We start from the raw sequence: 14,834 nt of genomic DNA on the forward strand, positions 1-14,834 counted from the left end.
AAAGGGGGCGCGTACGCCAGATCGGGCGGACAAAAGGCGGCATGAACGCCAAACTGCACGCTGTTGCCGATGCCAGGGGGCGGCCGATCAGGTTCTTCATGTCGGCCGGCCAGGTCAACGATTACACCGGCGCAGCGGCGCTGTTAGGCCGTCTTCCGAAGGCTGGCTGGCTGTTGGCTGACAGGGGCTACGACGCTGGTTGGTTCAGAGAAGCGTTGAAAGACAAGGGGATAAAAGACACGGGGATAAAGGTCTGCATCCCGGGCCGGAAGTCTCGCAAGAAAGTCGTCAAATACGACAAGCGGCGCTACAAACGGCGCAACCGCATCGAGATCATGTTCGGCCGCCTCAAGGACTGGCGGCGCGTTGCCACGCAACACGGCCAGCACGTCCCGTGAGGTGATGGCGCATATCCCTTTCGTGCCCAGATCGGGAAAGACGTCGGCTTCAATCCGATTCCAGGTCCGGGCGGCATGGGCTGGCGCCCATGCGCTGCGGTTCGCTTCATGCCACGACTTGGCAACAGTCTCGAAGGTGTCGCTGCCATCCTCGGCTGCTTGGGGGCCTCTGGGATCGTAACCGGCCTTCACACCAACCCGCAGCGCCATGGCCGCGTCACGGGCCGCTGATAGGCCCATGGCAGGGTATTGTCCCAGCGTCTTATAGGATGGCTTGCCGCCGATCGGGCGGTAATAGAGCAACCAAGCGCGCACCCCTGAAGGACGAATCTCCAGGCTCAGCCCGTGCCCATCCGCAAGGCGATAGACGGACTCCTTGGGCTTGGCCGCTCGGCACACCGGATCGTTCGGCTTTCCCGCCTTCACCACCTGATTATTGCGAATCTGCTACCACAGTATTGCAACCATATTGCAAATCCCACAAGTCGCATGGGGATTCATCGGGACGCATGAGAGAGGCGACGGGGGAGGGAGAAAATTGATTTTTATAACGAAAAAGACAAATCTTCTTTGCGAAGATGGGCCTCGATCTATCTTTTGGTAGGCGCGGAGGGATTTGAACCCCCAACCAAGGCGTTATGAGCGCCCTGCTCTGACCATTGAGCTACGCGCCCGTTGGCTTTCAACTATGCCCCGCGGATGCCCAAGGTCAAGGGCATTGGCGAAGTCGAAGACATGCCCGGACAGAACCCGGTCCACCGTCCGCCGTTCAAGCCCGCACGCCGGGTCTTTCATGCAATGACGCATCGCCCCGGCCCGACACCTTCACCGCATAAAGCGCCGCATCCGCATCGGCGAGCATCGTTTCGGCGCAGGGGCTGGGGTAGTCCGATGAGCGGGCGAAACCCAGGCTGGCCGAAACACCGCAGCAAAGATTGTCAATTTCGACCGTGGCAGAGATACGGTGGATGATCCGCCGTCCCAGAAGCTGAAGGTCATCGGGCGAGCCGTTGCCCGAAAGCAGGATCAGAAACTCGTCCCCGCCCATGCGCGCGACGCGGTCGCTGGACCGGGTTTCGACCCGCAGGATCTGCGCCACCTGTTGCAGCACGTCGTCCCCGGCCTGATGTCCCAGCCGGTCATTCACCTGCTTGAAATGGTCAAGATCCATATGCGCCAGGGCAAAGGGATGGATCGCGGCCTGCCGCACGGCCTCATCAAGGCAGGATTCGAAGCCGCGCCGGTTCAAGAGCCCGGTCAGGGGGTCTGTCAGGGCCAGGGTCTGGGCGGCCTCGCGCGCCTCCTCAAGCCGGTTATTGGCGCGCGCGAGTTCCGTCATGACCGCGCGGTTCGCCTCATGCAGAAACAGAAACTCCATCGCCAGGTCCGAGGGCACGAAATCCGCATCGGTCAGGGAAAAGCGCCGAATCGCGTCGACCAGCGCGATGCCAAAGCCCAGATTCAGCAAAAGCCCGCCCGACATGGCCGTGGCCTGGCCGCGCAGCGGAACCTCGGGTGCCGAAAGCGGGCGCAGCAGGATCCGGCAGCCCGCCAGCATCCGCGGCCAGCCATCGCGTAGATCCCGGCAGACCGGGCGCTCGATCGTCAGGCAGTCGCCGATCCACCGGGCCGGGCCGATAATCTTTCGGATCGTCCGCCCGGCCGAGACGATCGTTCCGTCCGGGTCCAACAGCAGATGCATGGGCAACAGCGCGTGCAGCGCATCAAGGGAAAGGATCATGGCGCGACCTCTGGTTGCGGCATAAGCAGGAAAGGGCGCGAAAGGGCGAATTCCTCGACCACGATGCTAAGATCGATCCATTTGTCGCTGACCGCGATGACCGCCAGAGCGCCATAATCATCGGCCATGCCGCGCAGCCCCCCGGCCAGGACCCAGATCCAGCCCAAGGGCATCTCCTCGGAGCCGATGCGGTATTCCTGGGCGCCCGTCCGCTCGACCGTCAGGGAGATCAGCGGCATGTCCAGCAGCACCAGCCTGGCGCGCCCCGGCAATTCGTCCAGAGATTGCACGAATTCGGCGAAATCAGGGCCGCTGAAGCGCAGGAGGCGGCGCAGCGATTCGCGCTGCACCAGCCAGGCGCCCAGATCCTCAAGCATTTCGTCCAGCGGCTTTTCCAGCTTGCGCGCGGCGGTCAGGAGAATCCGGCGGGCAGCCCCCTTCCGGTCGGTGGACAGCGTCAGGAAATCGCTGTTCGCCAGACGCGCCGCGACCAGCGCCTCATTCCAGAAGGCGTCCCCGTAGCTGGTGCGCAAGAAGCCCTCAAGCCAGCGGTTGATCATGCCCTGCATGTCACCTCCCGTCCTTTCCACGCGTCCAAAGGCGGCGCGAGACGCCATTCGCATCCCGCACCAGATAGCCGGTGCCGGTCGGCACGATGGCCACCGCGCCGCGCCGGGCCAGCGCGCGCTGGTCCAGAAGCAGGCAAGCGGGCCTGCCCCCCAGCACCAGCGGCTGATCGCTGACCAGGATGGTTCCGGCGTCGCATAGCGATGCGGCAAGCGGTGCCGATTTCTTGCCGGTCAGATGCTGGATCGTCACATCCCGGCCCTGCGCCTGAAGCCGGGCGCTGCGCCCACCGGGCGGGCCGGACCAGAGCGGGCGCGCCGCCGCCGTGCGTTGATCGGCGGCATCGCCATCGGCCTCAAGCCACTCGGCCGTCGCGAAAGCGCCGCCCCTGGCCTTCGACGGCACCCGGCCCAGCGGCGTCATGATCGCCACCCCATCCCCCTCGGATGAGATCAGCATCAGCGGCCGGGGCGTCGCCCCCCAGACCCCCAGCGCCAGAAGCACAAGCCCCGCGCCGGCCAGACGGCGGAAAGGCAGCCGGGACATGTCGCCATGCCCGATGCCCGCCGGGGCCAGCACCACAAGCATGGCGCCAATCCCGATCATCGGCAGCACGATCCGGGGCGGGGCCTTGACCAGATAGACCGCGCCATGCAGCCCCGCGATCCAGTCGGCCACCCAAAGCATCCAGTCGACGCCCAGGCCCATCACCCAAAGCGCGGGCTGGGCCAGGCCCAGTAGCGCCAGAAGCGCGGCGATCACCCCTGCGGGCATCACCACCGAACCGACCACCGGCACGACCAGCAGGTTGGCCAGCAGCCCGTATTGCGTCCCGCGACCGAAATGCGCCGCCGCAAGCGGCGTGGTGACCAGGCTTGCGATCAAGGACGAGACCAGCAGCATCGCCAGCGGCCGCAGCCACCAGGGCAGCGCCGGGGAAAGCCGCAGCCAAGGCCCTTGCGACAGGATCAGCGCCACGGTGGCCGCGAAGCTCATCTGAAAACCGGCGCTGGTCAACGCCTCGGGCTGGTAAAGCAGAACCAGCGCCGCCGCAGCCGCCACCGTCCGCAGCGACACCGCGCGCCGATCCGCCAGGATCGCCAGCAGCATGACCGCGACCATGATGAAGGAACGCTCGGTCGCGACCCCCCCGCCCGAAAGCCACAGGTAGATCCCCGCCGCCGCAAGCGCCCCCAGCGCCGCGGGCTTGTGCAGCGAACTGCCCGCGAAAAGGCCAAGCCCTTGCAAAGCCATGCAGATCAGCCGCAGCCCCGCATAGACGAAACCCGCCAGCATGCTCATATGCAGCCCCGAGATCGAGATGATGTGATAGAGGTTCGAGGCGCGCATGATGTCGTTCGTGCGCTCGGAAATACCCGAGCGGTCGCCGGTCATCAGCGCCGCCGCCACCGCGCCCGACTGGCCGCCGATCGCATCGCGCATCACCTGGCCCAGATGCATGCGCAGCCGGTGCAGCGCCAGAACGCCCCCCGGACGGGGCGGCGCCACGGTCATCACGGGGGTGCGGGAATAGCCGATGGCGCCCAGCCCCTCGAACCAGGCCATGCGGCGGAAATCGAAGCCCCCCGGCTCGGCCGGTCCGTTCGGCGGGCCAAGATGCGCGGTCAGCATCACCTGCTGGCCCGGCACCGGCAGCGGATCGTCCAGAAACAGCGATATCCGCACCCGTTTCGGCAGCTTTCCGGGGGCCAGATCCCCAAGCGTCACCCGGTCCAGCGTCAGCCGCAGCCGGTCGCCGGCCGAGCGGTCGATACCGATCACCCTGCCCTCGACCGGACCGTAATAGCGAAAGGACAGCACCGGATCGGCCACGGACCAGGCACGCAGCCCGATCAGCGTGAATCCCAGCGCGACAACGGCGGCGGCCAGGCCCAGAAGCCGCAGCCGGTCGGCCATGGCCCAGCCCAGCCCGGCACGATCCGATCCGACCCGATACGCCAGACGCGGCAGCGACAGCCAGGCGGCAAGGCCCGCAAGCCCCGCCCCGCCCGCCAGCGCATAGGCCACCGCCCCAGGCTCTTGCGCGGGCCAGAACCAGGCGCCGATTCCCAAGGCCAGCCAGAAGGGGATCCAAGGCAAAAGCCCCGCCCGCACGCCCAGGGAAACCCGCACGACCGCGCTCTGGCCCCGCCAAAGCCCGATCGGAGCCGCATTTTGGATCGCCGCTAGCGCCACCGAAACTTGTCCTTGCCCTTTGCGTTGCTTATTGCTGCCGGCAAAGATGGCATGCCGAGCCTTTAGGAAGGGTTAATCGCGGCGGCCAGAATTCATATTTTCAGGAATGAACGGCCCGCAATGACTGACACCCGCCCCGTCGTGACCCGCTTCGCCCCCTCGCCCACCGGCTACCTGCATATCGGGGGGGCTCGCACCGCGCTGTTCAACTGGCTTTACGCGCGCGGGCGAGGCGGAAAATTCCTGCTGCGCATCGAGGATACCGACCGTGCCCGGTCCACGCCCGAGGCAACCGAGGCGATCCTGAAGGGCCTGACCTGGCTGGGCCTGGACTGGGACGGCGAGCCGATCAGCCAGTTCGCCCGCTGCGAGCGCCATGCCGAGATCGCGCGCGAGATGCTGGCCAATGGCCGGGCCTACAAGTGCTTCTCGTCCCCCGAGGAGATCGACGCCTTCCGCGAAGCCGCGCGCGCCGAGGGCCGCTCGACCCTGTTCCTGTCGCCCTGGCGCGACGCCGACCCCGCGACCCATCCCGACGCGCCCTTCGTCATCCGCCTGCGCGCCCCGCGTGAGGGCCAGACGGTGGTGCGTGACGCGGTGCAGGGCGACGTGACCTTCGGAAACGACCAGTTGGACGACATGATCCTGCTGCGCTCGGACGGGACGCCGACCTATATGCATGCGGTGGTGGTGGACGATCACGACATGGGCGTGACGCATATCATCCGGGGCGATGACCACCTGACAAATGCCGCGCGCCAGGCCCAGATCTATCAAGCCATGGGCTGGAATCTGCCGGTCTTTGCCCATATCCCGCTGATCCACGGCACCGATGGCAAGAAGCTTTCCAAGCGGCACGGCGCGGTCGGGCTGCACGAATTCGCGGCAATGGGCTATCCCGCGTCAGCGATGCGCAATTATCTGGCACGTCTGGGCTGGAGCCATGGCGATGATGAACTCTTCGATGACGCGCAGGCCAAGGCATGGTTCGATCTGCCTGGAATCGGCAAGGCCCCGGCCCGCCTGGACTTCAAGAAACTGGAACATGTCAGTGGCTGGCATATCGGGCGGATGACGGATCACGAATTGCTTGAGGAAATCACGGCTTACCTGGATGAAACCGGCGCCGAGGCGCTGAACGGGCAGCAGAAGGCGCGGCTGGCGCCGATCCTGGCGACGTTGAAAGCCAAGGCCAAGACCCTGCCCGCGCTGCTGGATCAGGGCCAGTTCGCCTTGGCCACGCGGCCGCTTCAGGTTGAGGAAAAGGCCGCTGCAGCCCTTGATACAGTATCCCGTGGTATACTGGCGGAATTGACTGCCGCATTGCAGCATGTTAGCTGGACGCGTGACGATCTCGAGGCGACCGCGAAGCAGATTGGCGAGTCGCGCGGGCTGGGTCTGGGCAAGATCGCGGCGCCGCTGCGCGCGGCCCTTGCCGGACGCAGTTCCACCCCGAGCGTATTCGACATGATGTTGGTGCTTGGCCGCGACGAGACGCTGGCCAGGATGCAGGATCAGGCGGGCTGACGGCCCGCGCCCCATCATCCGGCCGCCGGCCGGAGACAGGTGTAAAGGAGAGTGCAATGGCAGAAAACAAAGCCGCGAAACTGCTTGTCGGAGACAAGGAGATCGAGCTTCCGATCCTGAGTCCCACCGCCGGCCCGGATGTCCTGGACATCCGCAAGCTTTATGGCCAGGCGGATGTCTTCACCTACGACCCCGGCTTCACCTCGACCGCATCCTGCGATTCGACCATCACCTATATCGACGGTGACAAGGGTGAACTGTGGTATCGCGGCTATCCGATCGAACAACTGGCCAACCAGTCCAATTTCCTGGAAGTCTGCTACCTTCTGCTTTACGGGGAACTGCCCGACCCCGCGCAGATGAAGGATTTCGAGGGGCGCGTCACGCGTCACACCATGGTGCATGAGCAGATGCACAACTTCTTCCGCGGCTTCCGCCGGGACGCCCATCCGATGGCGACCATGGTAGGCGTGGTGGGCGCGATGTCGGCCTTCTATCACGATTCGACCGATATCAGCGACCCGCAGCAGCGTGAGATCGCCTCGATCCGGCTGATCGCCAAGGTGCCGACCATCGCGGCCATGGCCTATAAATATTCGATCGGCCAGCCCTTCGTCTATCCGCGCAACGACCTGAGCTATGCGGCGAACTTCCTGCATATGTGCTTCTCGGTTCCGGCCGAGGCCTATGTGGTCGAACCGGCTCTGGCCAAGGCCATGGACCGGATCATGACACTGCATGCCGATCACGAGCAGAACGCCTCGACCTCGACGGTGCGGCTGGCAGGGTCCTCGGGGGCCAATCCCTTCGCCTGCATCGCGGCGGGGATCGCCTGCCTCTGGGGTCCGGCGCATGGCGGCGCGAACCAGGCCTGCCTGGAAATGCTGCGCCAGATCGGCAGTGTGGACCGGATCCCGGAGTTCATCGCCCGCGCCAAGGACAAGAGCGATCCCTTCAAGCTGATGGGCTTCGGCCACCGGGTCTACAAGAATTTCGACCCGCGCGCCAAGGTGATGAAGGAATCGGCCGACGAGGTGCTGGAACTGCTGGGCATCCACGACAATCCCATCCTCCAAGTCGCCAAGGAGCTTGAGAAGATCGCCCTCCAGGACGAGTATTTCATCGAGAAGAAACTTTACCCGAACGTAGATTTCTATTCGGGCATCATCCTTGAGGCGATGGGCTTCCCGACCTCGATGTTCACGCCGATCTTCGCGCTGTCGCGCACGGTGGGCTGGATCTCGCAGTGGAAAGAGATGATCGCCGATCCGCAGAACAAGATCGGCCGTCCGCGCCAGCTTTACGTCGGCTCGGACAAGCGCGATTATATCGCTCTGGATCAGCGTTAGCAAAGGCGGAGGCCCTGGAACATTTCCGGGGCCTGTTCGTGCCAGCGAGGCCTCGGGGGCTCTGCCCCCCGCGGCTTCGAGGCCCCTCAATGGGGCCTCGAAGCCGCCCCCCCGGGATATTTGGGCAAGAAAGAAGCACTTGCCTGGGCGCGGCAGGAATGCGACATCGCTGGCATGACGAAAAGCTCCAAGATCGCGCTGATCACCGGCGCTTCGCGCGGCCTGGGGGCTGCTTTGGCCGAAACGCTGGCGGCGAAAGGCTGGCATATCCTGGCTCTTGCCCGGACCTCGGGCGCGCTTGAGGAATTGGACGACCGCATCCGCAAGGCGGGCGGCAGCGCCACGCTGGCGCCGATGGATCTGGGCCAGGCCGAGCCGATGGCCGGGCTGGCCCAGGCAATTGCCGGGCGCTGGGGGGGCGTGGACCTGTGGGCGCATTGTGCGGTCCATGCCGCGCCCCTGTCTCCGGCGGGGCATGTCGATGCCAAGGATTTCCAGAAATCGGTGGATCTGAACATCGTGGCGGTGCGCGGCCTGATCGCGCTGATCGAGCCGCTGCTACGCGCGCGCCGGGGCCAGGCGCTGTTCTTCGACGATCCGCGCGCCGGGCAGAAATTCTTCGGCAGCTACGGCGCGACCAAGGCGGCACAGATCGCCCTTGCGCGCAGTTGGCAAGCCGAGACCGAGAGCATCGGCCCCCGCGTCACCGTGGCCACCCCCGCGCCCATGCCCACCGCCACGCGGGCACGCTTCTTTCCGGGCGAGGATCGCGCCCGCCTGACCCCCTGCCGTCACGAAGCCGAACGGATTCTGGCCGACATCATCTAGCCAGCGCGAAAAGCCGGTCAAGATCGAGATGGGTTTCCAGGTGGCGGGCGAGGTCGTCCAGCACCGCCTCGACCCCCCCGCCGTAATCCAGCGCCGAGCGCGCACCCAGCCGCGCGAGCCATTCCGCGCGGAAGCCGTCCGAGGCGAAAAGCCCGTGCAGATAAGTGCCCGCCACGCGCCCATCGGGGCTGATCGCGCCATCGGCCTCGGGGATATGGGCGAAGGGGCGGGCGCAATCCGGCCCGGTGGTGCGGCCCATATGGATCTCGTAGCCCTCGATGCCTTGCCCCAAGGCTTGGCCGGCAATGCGGGTCAGGCGCTTTTCCGAGGCCATGCGGGTTTCCACGTCCAGAAGGCCCAGGCCGGAATCGCTGCCGGGGTTGCCATCATGGCCCTGGGGATCGTGGATCATGCGGCCCAGCATCTGATAACCGCCGCAGATCCCCAGCACATGACCACCGCGCCGGATATGGGCCGCCAGGTCCACATCCCAGCCCTGCGCGCGCAGGAAAGCCAGATCGCCGCGCGTGGATTTGCTGCCCGGCAGGATCACCAGGTCGGCATCCCCCGGCAAGGCCCGGCCCGGCGGCACCATGGTCAGGCGCACGCCCGGCTCGGCCGCCAGCGGGTCCAGATCGTCGAAATTGGCGATGCGCGACAGGATCGGGCAGGCGATATGCAGGGCGCCCCCGCCCGAGGCGCGGCGCAGGTCGGCCGCGTCCTCGGCCGGCAGGCGGGCGGCATCCGCGAACCAGGGCACAAGCCCCAGATCGGGCCAGCCGGTGCGCCTGGCGATCAGGGCGCGGCCCTCATCGAAAAGGCGCGGATCACCGCGGAAGCGGTTGATCAGGAAGCCCTGGATCATCGCCGCGTCCTGGGGATCCAGCACGGCCCGCGTGCCCACGATCTGGGCGATGACTCCGCCCCGGTCGATGTCCCCGGCCAGCACCACCGGCACATCAGCGGCGCGGGCAAAGCCCATATTGGCGATGTCGCGGGGGCGCAGATTGACCTCTGCCGGGCTGCCCGCGCCCTCGACCAGCACCAGATCGTGCCGCGCCCGCAGATGAGCGAAGCTGTCCAGCACCGCGCCCAGCAGTTGCGGCTTCAGCGCCGCATAATCGCGGGCGGCGGCGCGGGCGAAGGCACGGCCCCGCACGATCACCTGGGCGGCGCGGTCGGTCTCGGGCTTCAGCAGCACCGGGTTCATGTGGATGCTGGGCGCCAGCCCCGCCGCGCGGGCCTGAAGCGCCTGGGCGCGGCCGATCTCGCCCCCGTCCGGGGTGACGGCGGCATTGTTCGACATGTTCTGCGGCTTGAAGGGCGCAACCCCGATTCCGCGCCGCCGCGCCGCCCGGCACAGCCCCGCCACCAGCAGCGATTTCCCCACATTCGAGCCCGTGCCCTGGATCATCAGCGCCCGCATGAAGCCCCCGCTTGCCATTCCCCGCCTTGGTGACTAGATAGGCCCGTCGCTGAAAGAAAGGCCCCGTGTTGGAAAACATCGTCCTGACCGTGCATCTGATCCTTGCCGTCCTGCTGATCGGGGTGGTTTTGCTGCAACGGTCCGAAGGCGGTGGCCTGGGCATGGGTGGTGGCGGAGGCGGCGTCATGACCGGACGCCAGGCCGCCAATGCGCTGAGCCGCGCGACCTGGATCCTGGCAGCGGCCTTCCTGATCACCTCGCTGGCCTTGACGATCATCGCGGCGCGCAATGCCTCAAGCGGCTCGATCGTGGACCAGTTGAACCTGGGCGGAGATGCCGGCGAAGAGCCTGCGACCACGCTGCCGGGCATCGGCGAATATACTCCTCCGCCCTCGGCCGTCGGCCAGCCGATCCTGCCGCCGGTGCAGGGCACCGCGACCGAGACGCCCGCAGCCCCGGCCCAGATTGCGCCGGTCGAGAGCGCCCCCGTGACCCCGCCGGCAACCACCGAGCCCGCCGAAACGACCGCGCCCGAAGCGCAGCCCGAAGCGGCCACGGCAAGCGAAAGCCCCGCTCCGGCCAGCCCGGCGCCCGCCAACTAGACAACGGATAGGGGTGCGCCACGCATCCTCCACGACACATTGCGGTCCGTTGCGGCCACGGGACAATTCGGATAAAGCTCGAATCCCGTGATGCCGGCCAGATTCGGGCCGCGATTTCCTATTTGATCGACTCACGGGGGCCTTCGGATGGCGCGCTATATCTTCATTACCGGCGGTGTGGTTTCCTCGCTTGGCAAGGGGCTTGCATCGGCGGCGCTGGGGGCGCTTTTGCAGGCACGCGGCTATACGGTGCGGCTGCGCAAGCTGGACCCCTATCTGAACGTCGATCCCGGCACGATGTCGCCCTTCGAGCATGGCGAGGTCTTCGTTACCGATGACGGCGCCGAGACCGACCTGGACCTGGGCCATTACGAGCGCTTCACCGGCGTGTCGGCACGCAAGACCGACAGCGTGTCCTCGGGGCGGATCTATTCCAATGTGCTGGAAAAGGAGCGCCGCGGCGCCTATCTGGGCAAAACCATCCAGGTCATCCCGCACGTAACCAACGAAATCAAGGACTTCCTGGCCACGGGTGAGGATGAGGTCGATTTCATGCTATGTGAGATCGGCGGCACCGTCGGCGATATCGAGGGCCTGCCCTTCTTCGAGGCCATTCGCCAATTCGCCCAGGACCGCCCGCGCGGGCGCTGCATCTTCATGCATCTGACGCTGCTGCCCTATCTGGCGGCCAGTGGCGAACTCAAGACCAAGCCGACGCAGCATTCGGTCAAGGAGCTTCGCACCATCGGGTTGCAGCCCGATGTGCTGGTCTGCCGCAGCGAGCATCCGATCCCGGAAAAGGAACGCGCCAAGATCGCGCTGTTCTGCAACGTGCGCCCCGATGCGGTGATCCCGGCCTATGACCTGAAGTCGATCTATGAGGCGCCGCTGGCCTATCACCGCGCCGGCCTGGACCAGGCGGTGCTGGACGCATTCCAGATCAGCCCCGCGCCGCGCCCCGACATGTCGCGCTGGGAGGACGTGATGGACCGGCTGGAGAATGCCGAGGGTCAGGTCCGCATCGCCATCGTCGGCAAATATACCCAGCTTGAGGACGCCTATAAGTCGATCGCCGAGGCTCTGACCCATGGCGGCATGGCCAGCCGCGTCCGCGTCAAACCCGATTGGGTGGACAGCGAAAAGCTTGAGGGCGAAGGCGCGCATCTGCTGGACGGCTATCACGGCATCATCGTGCCCGGCGGCTTCGGCGAGCGCGGGACCGAAGGCATGGTCACCGCCGCCCGCTATGCCCGCGAAAAGAAGGTGCCCTATCTGGGCATCTGCCTGGGCATGCAGATGGCGGTGATCGAGGCCGCGCGCAACCTGGCCGGAATGCCCGACGCGGGTTCCGAGGAATTCGACCACGAGGCGGGCGAGACGCGCTTCACCCCCGTCGTCTATCACCTGAAAGAATGGGTGCAGGGCAATTATACCGTGCAGCGCAAGGTCTCGGACGACAAGGGCGGCACGATGCGGCTGGGCGCCTATACCGCCGTGCTGGCGCCGGGCTCGAAGATTTCCGAGGTCTATGGCGGTGCCCTTGAAATCGAGGACCGCCACCGCCACCGCTACGAGGTCGACGCGACCTATCGCGAAAAGCTGGAGGCGGCGGGGCTGTCCTTTTCAGGCATGTCGCCGGACGGCCGCCTGCCCGAGGCGGTGGAATACCCCGACCACCCCTGGTTCATCGGCGTGCAGTCCCACCCCGAACTGAAATCCAAGCCCTTCGCTCCGGCGCCCCTATTCGCGGGCTTCGTGCGGGCGGCGATGGAGAATGAGCGGCTGGTTTAGCGAGCAGGCGGGGGCTGCTTGGTGGAGTTTTGCCGCCGGTCATGGTCAGATGCCCCATGCCTGTGGAAAAAACCGATGAGGCCGAAGAATGACGATCACCAAGCAAGACGAACTCGACGGGATGAAGGCCATTGGCCGGATTGTCGCCAATACGATACAGACCATGGCCAAGGCAATGGAAGTAGGCATGACGACTGGGGAACTGGACGAGATCGGCCGCAAGCTGCTGGAACGAGAAGGTGCAGTTTCCGCGCCGAAGTCCACCTATGATTTTCCAGGTGCGACCTGCATCAGCGTGAACGAGGAAATCGCCCATGGCATCCCCGGCAATCGGGTGATTGCGCCGGGTGATCTGGTCAATATAGACGTGTCGGCTTCGAGAAACGGGTATTTTGCGGATACCGGGGCGACGTATCGGGTGCCTCCTGTGCGTGCCTCGCTGGATCGGCTTTGCCGCGACGGCAAGCGCGCCATGCAGGTGGGCATCGCACAGGTCGGAACGGGCAAACCTCTGGCGGGAATCGGCAACGCCATCGGACGCTTTGCCTCGCAACGCGGCTATACGCTGATCCGCAACCTCGCGAGCCATGGCGTGGGCCGGTCGCTGCACGAATATCCCGAAGAGGTCGCGACCTGGCCCACCCGTCATGACAAGCGCCGCATCAACAAGGGCCTCGTGCTGACTGTTGAGCCGTTTCTGTCCACGGGCGGCACGTGGGCTGCCGAGGGCGACGATGGCTGGACGCTCTACAGCGAGCCTCGCGCGCCGGTGGTTCAGTACGAACATACTGTCGTCGCGACGGATCGCGGAGCAATCGTGATCACGTTACCGGGTTAAAACCTCTGTGACCGTCAGCAAAGGATCAAAGGCAACAAGTTCCACGCCTTCCCGCCTGCACGCTCCACCCCTGCCCTTCCGCCCGTCCCTGCCCCACAATCGCCGCAGCAGACGGAACCGACCATGCGCATGAACCATAGCCCCCTCGCCCTGATCCTCGCCCTCACCCTAGCCGCCCCGGCGCTTGCCGATGCGCCGCTGTTCGTGCTGGAGCAGTCCAGCCTGCCCTTCGACCTTGGCCCCGGCGCGCCGCAAAACCAGCCCTCGCGGCAGGCGAATTCGCCCAATGCGGCGGCGAACAGTGCCGCGAACCCGGCGAATTCCGCCGCCAGCTTCGCCAATTCGCCCCGCAATCCCGCCAATGAGAAGCGGGTGATCTTTACCTCGGACGGGACGGTGCTGGGCTATTACGTCCGCAACCCTGCGGGCGTGCTGAATCTGTTCGACCGGGCGGGGAGGCGCGTGGCCTATGCGCCCAAAGGCTCGAAAAGCCTCTTCTCGGGGGATGGGCGCTGGTGCGGGACCATCGCCCCCGCCCAGGGCGGCGGTTTCGCCCTGGGCCTTGTCCCAAGCTGCGCCAACGGCTTCTGAACGAACGATACGCAAATGTCACATGCCAGGGGTAAACCGCGCCAGGACCGCAAGGAGAGGCGCATGAAGGACGAATATTCCAAGGACCGGCTGGAAGCGGAACTGGCAGACACCCTCGACGAGGATTGCGAGATCGCGCTGGAAGATGCGATCCTGTCGCAGGAAATCGCCAGGATCTACCGCGACACCCATCCCGACGCGATGCCGCCCGCCGCCTATTTCCGCGAGCTTCTGCGCCTGCAATCGGAGCTGATCCGGCTTCAGGACTGGGTCAGTCATCACAAGGAAAAGGTCGTCGTCATCTTCGAGGGCCGCGACAGCGCCGGCAAGGGCGGCGCGATCAAGCGCATCGCCCAGCGACTGAACCCGCGCGTCTGCCGCATCGTGGCGCTGCCCGCGCCCTCGGACCGGGAAAGGACGCAATGGTATTTCCAGCGCTATGTCCCCCACCTGCCCTCCGGGGGCGAGATCGTGCTGTTCGACCGCAGTTGGTATAACCGCGCCGGAGTCGAGCGCGTCATGGGCTTCGCCACCGAGCCCCAGGTGCGGCAATTCTTCGACGACGTGCCGGAATTCGAACGGATGCTGCTGCGCTCGGGGATCCGGCTGGTGAAATACTGGTTCTCGATCACCGACGAGGAACAGCAGATGCGCTTTCTTGTGCGCATCCACGACCCGCTGAAACAGTGGAAGCTTTCGCCCATGGATCTGCAATCCCGCGTGCGCTGGGAGCAATACACCAAAGCCAAGGAAGAGATGTTCGAGCGCACCAATATCCCCGAGGCGCCCTGGTATATCGTGCCGGGCAACGACAAGAGGCGGGCACGGCTGAACTGCATCAGCCATCTGCTGAGCATGATCCCCTATCAGGACGTGCCCCATGACGATGTCTCGCTGCCCGAGCGGGTGTTCAACCTCGATTACGAGCGCGAGGTGCTGCCGCCCGAGCTTTACGTCCCGCAGCGTTACTAGGTCCGGGG

At 65.7% G+C, this 14,834-nt stretch carries 12 protein-coding genes, 1 tRNA gene and 2 pseudogenes; 9 read left to right on the forward strand and 6 right to left on the reverse strand.

All coding sequences use genetic code 11. The annotated features are described in order from the left end of the window. Positions 1-380 (forward strand): annotated as a pseudogene (locus QM682_RS05650) (IS5 family transposase); the annotation flags it as partial. Between the two features lie 48 nt (positions 381-428). On the opposite strand, the pseudogene QM682_RS05655 reads toward QM682_RS05650, so the two are convergent. The 5 genes and pseudogenes from QM682_RS05655 to QM682_RS05675 form a co-directional block, all read right to left on the reverse strand. Further along, positions 429-827 (reverse strand): annotated as a pseudogene (locus tag QM682_RS05655) (integrase arm-type DNA-binding domain-containing protein); the annotation flags it as partial. Between the two features lie 169 nt (positions 828-996). Beyond that, positions 997-1,072 (reverse strand) — tRNA-Ile (locus QM682_RS05660). Positions 1,073-1,167: 95 nt separating this feature from the next. Continuing rightward, positions 1,168-2,139, reverse strand: a complete 972-nt coding sequence (locus tag QM682_RS05665) for a diguanylate cyclase domain-containing protein (protein ID WP_415127972.1) — start codon at positions 2,137-2,139, stop codon at positions 1,168-1,170. Further along, positions 2,136-2,708: a heme NO-binding domain-containing protein gene (locus QM682_RS05670; RefSeq protein ID WP_415127974.1), complete on the reverse strand. Its 573-nt coding sequence runs from the start codon at positions 2,706-2,708 to the stop codon at positions 2,136-2,138. The genes QM682_RS05665 and QM682_RS05670 overlap by 4 nt, the downstream gene beginning before the upstream one ends. A gap of 1 nt (position 2,709) precedes the next feature. Then, entirely contained in the window at positions 2,710-4,839 is a 2,130-nt protein-coding gene (locus QM682_RS05675; RefSeq protein WP_415127975.1) for a ComEC/Rec2 family competence protein, read from the reverse strand. Between the two features lie 183 nt (positions 4,840-5,022). Between QM682_RS05675 and gltX the strand changes: the two genes are divergently transcribed. The 3 genes from gltX (at position 5,023) to QM682_RS05690 (ending at position 8,606) form a co-directional block, all read left to right on the forward strand. Next, positions 5,023-6,429 carry a glutamate--tRNA ligase gene (gene gltX / locus QM682_RS05680; protein ID WP_415127976.1) on the forward strand — a complete coding sequence of 469 codons (1,407 nt, stop codon included), beginning with the start codon at positions 5,023-5,025 and terminating at the stop codon, positions 6,427-6,429. Positions 6,430-6,485: 56 nt separating this feature from the next. Then, positions 6,486-7,778: a citrate synthase gene (locus QM682_RS05685; RefSeq protein WP_415127977.1), complete on the forward strand. Its 1,293-nt coding sequence runs from the start codon at positions 6,486-6,488 to the stop codon at positions 7,776-7,778. A 174-nt stretch (positions 7,779-7,952) separates the two neighbouring features. Then, a complete protein-coding gene (locus QM682_RS05690) occupies positions 7,953-8,606 on the forward strand; it encodes an SDR family NAD(P)-dependent oxidoreductase (protein ID WP_415127978.1) in 654 nt (217 codons plus the stop codon). Here QM682_RS05690 and QM682_RS05695 read toward each other — a convergent pair. Further along, complete coding sequence (locus QM682_RS05695) at positions 8,599-10,032, reverse strand: cobyric acid synthase (RefSeq protein WP_415128079.1); 1,434 nt, start codon at positions 10,030-10,032, stop codon at positions 8,599-8,601. The genes QM682_RS05690 and QM682_RS05695 overlap by 8 nt on opposite strands. A 68-nt stretch (positions 10,033-10,100) precedes the next feature. Here QM682_RS05695 and secG point away from each other — a divergent pair, with 68 nt between their 5' ends. The 5 genes from secG (at position 10,101) to ppk2 (ending at position 14,826) form a co-directional block, all read left to right on the forward strand. Then, the gene (gene secG, locus QM682_RS05700) at positions 10,101-10,634 is read left to right on the forward strand and encodes a preprotein translocase subunit SecG (RefSeq protein ID WP_415128080.1); all 534 of its coding nucleotides are present in this window, start codon (positions 10,101-10,103) and stop codon (positions 10,632-10,634) included. Between the two features lie 147 nt (positions 10,635-10,781). Then, positions 10,782-12,425 carry a CTP synthase gene (locus QM682_RS05705; protein WP_415127979.1) on the forward strand — a complete coding sequence of 548 codons (1,644 nt, stop codon included), beginning with the start codon at positions 10,782-10,784 and terminating at the stop codon, positions 12,423-12,425. 88 nt (positions 12,426-12,513) lie between these two features. Beyond that, complete coding sequence (map, locus tag QM682_RS05710) at positions 12,514-13,263, forward strand: type I methionyl aminopeptidase (protein WP_415127980.1); 750 nt, start codon at positions 12,514-12,516, stop codon at positions 13,261-13,263. A 123-nt stretch (positions 13,264-13,386) separates the two neighbouring features. Then, the gene (locus tag QM682_RS05715; RefSeq protein ID WP_415127981.1) at positions 13,387-13,854 is read left to right on the forward strand and encodes a hypothetical protein; all 468 of its coding nucleotides are present in this window, start codon (positions 13,387-13,389) and stop codon (positions 13,852-13,854) included. A gap of 63 nt (positions 13,855-13,917) precedes the next feature. After that, positions 13,918-14,826: a polyphosphate kinase 2 gene (gene ppk2 / locus QM682_RS05720; RefSeq protein WP_415127982.1), complete on the forward strand. Its 909-nt coding sequence runs from the start codon at positions 13,918-13,920 to the stop codon at positions 14,824-14,826. The last annotated feature ends 8 nt before the right edge of the window (positions 14,827-14,834 follow it).

This window comes from Paracoccus sp. (in: a-proteobacteria) (assembly GCF_047605025.1).
In the GTDB taxonomy this organism is placed as follows: Bacteria; Pseudomonadota; Alphaproteobacteria; order Rhodobacterales; family Rhodobacteraceae; genus Paracoccus.

Bases quoted from the DNA above. Each gene is read 5' to 3' on its own strand.
- map (WP_415127980.1), top strand. From the start codon at position 12,514: ATGACGATCACCAAGCAAGACGAACTCGACGGGATGAAGGCCATTGGC.
- QM682_RS05690 (WP_415127978.1), top strand. From the start codon at position 7,953: ATGACGAAAAGCTCCAAGATCGCGCTGATCACCGGCGCTTCGCGCGGC.
- QM682_RS05670 (WP_415127974.1), bottom strand. From the start codon at position 2,708: ATGCAGGGCATGATCAACCGCTGGCTTGAGGGCTTCTTGCGCACCAGC.
- QM682_RS05695 (WP_415128079.1), bottom strand. From the start codon at position 10,032: ATGCGGGCGCTGATGATCCAGGGCACGGGCTCGAATGTGGGGAAATCG.
- ppk2 (WP_415127982.1), top strand. From the start codon at position 13,918: ATGAAGGACGAATATTCCAAGGACCGGCTGGAAGCGGAACTGGCAGAC.
- QM682_RS05685 (WP_415127977.1), top strand. From the start codon at position 6,486: ATGGCAGAAAACAAAGCCGCGAAACTGCTTGTCGGAGACAAGGAGATC.
- gltX (WP_415127976.1), top strand. From the start codon at position 5,023: ATGACTGACACCCGCCCCGTCGTGACCCGCTTCGCCCCCTCGCCCACC.
- QM682_RS05715 (WP_415127981.1), top strand. From the start codon at position 13,387: ATGCGCATGAACCATAGCCCCCTCGCCCTGATCCTCGCCCTCACCCTA.
- QM682_RS05665 (WP_415127972.1), bottom strand. From the start codon at position 2,139: ATGATCCTTTCCCTTGATGCGCTGCACGCGCTGTTGCCCATGCATCTG.
- QM682_RS05705 (WP_415127979.1), top strand. From the start codon at position 10,782: ATGGCGCGCTATATCTTCATTACCGGCGGTGTGGTTTCCTCGCTTGGC.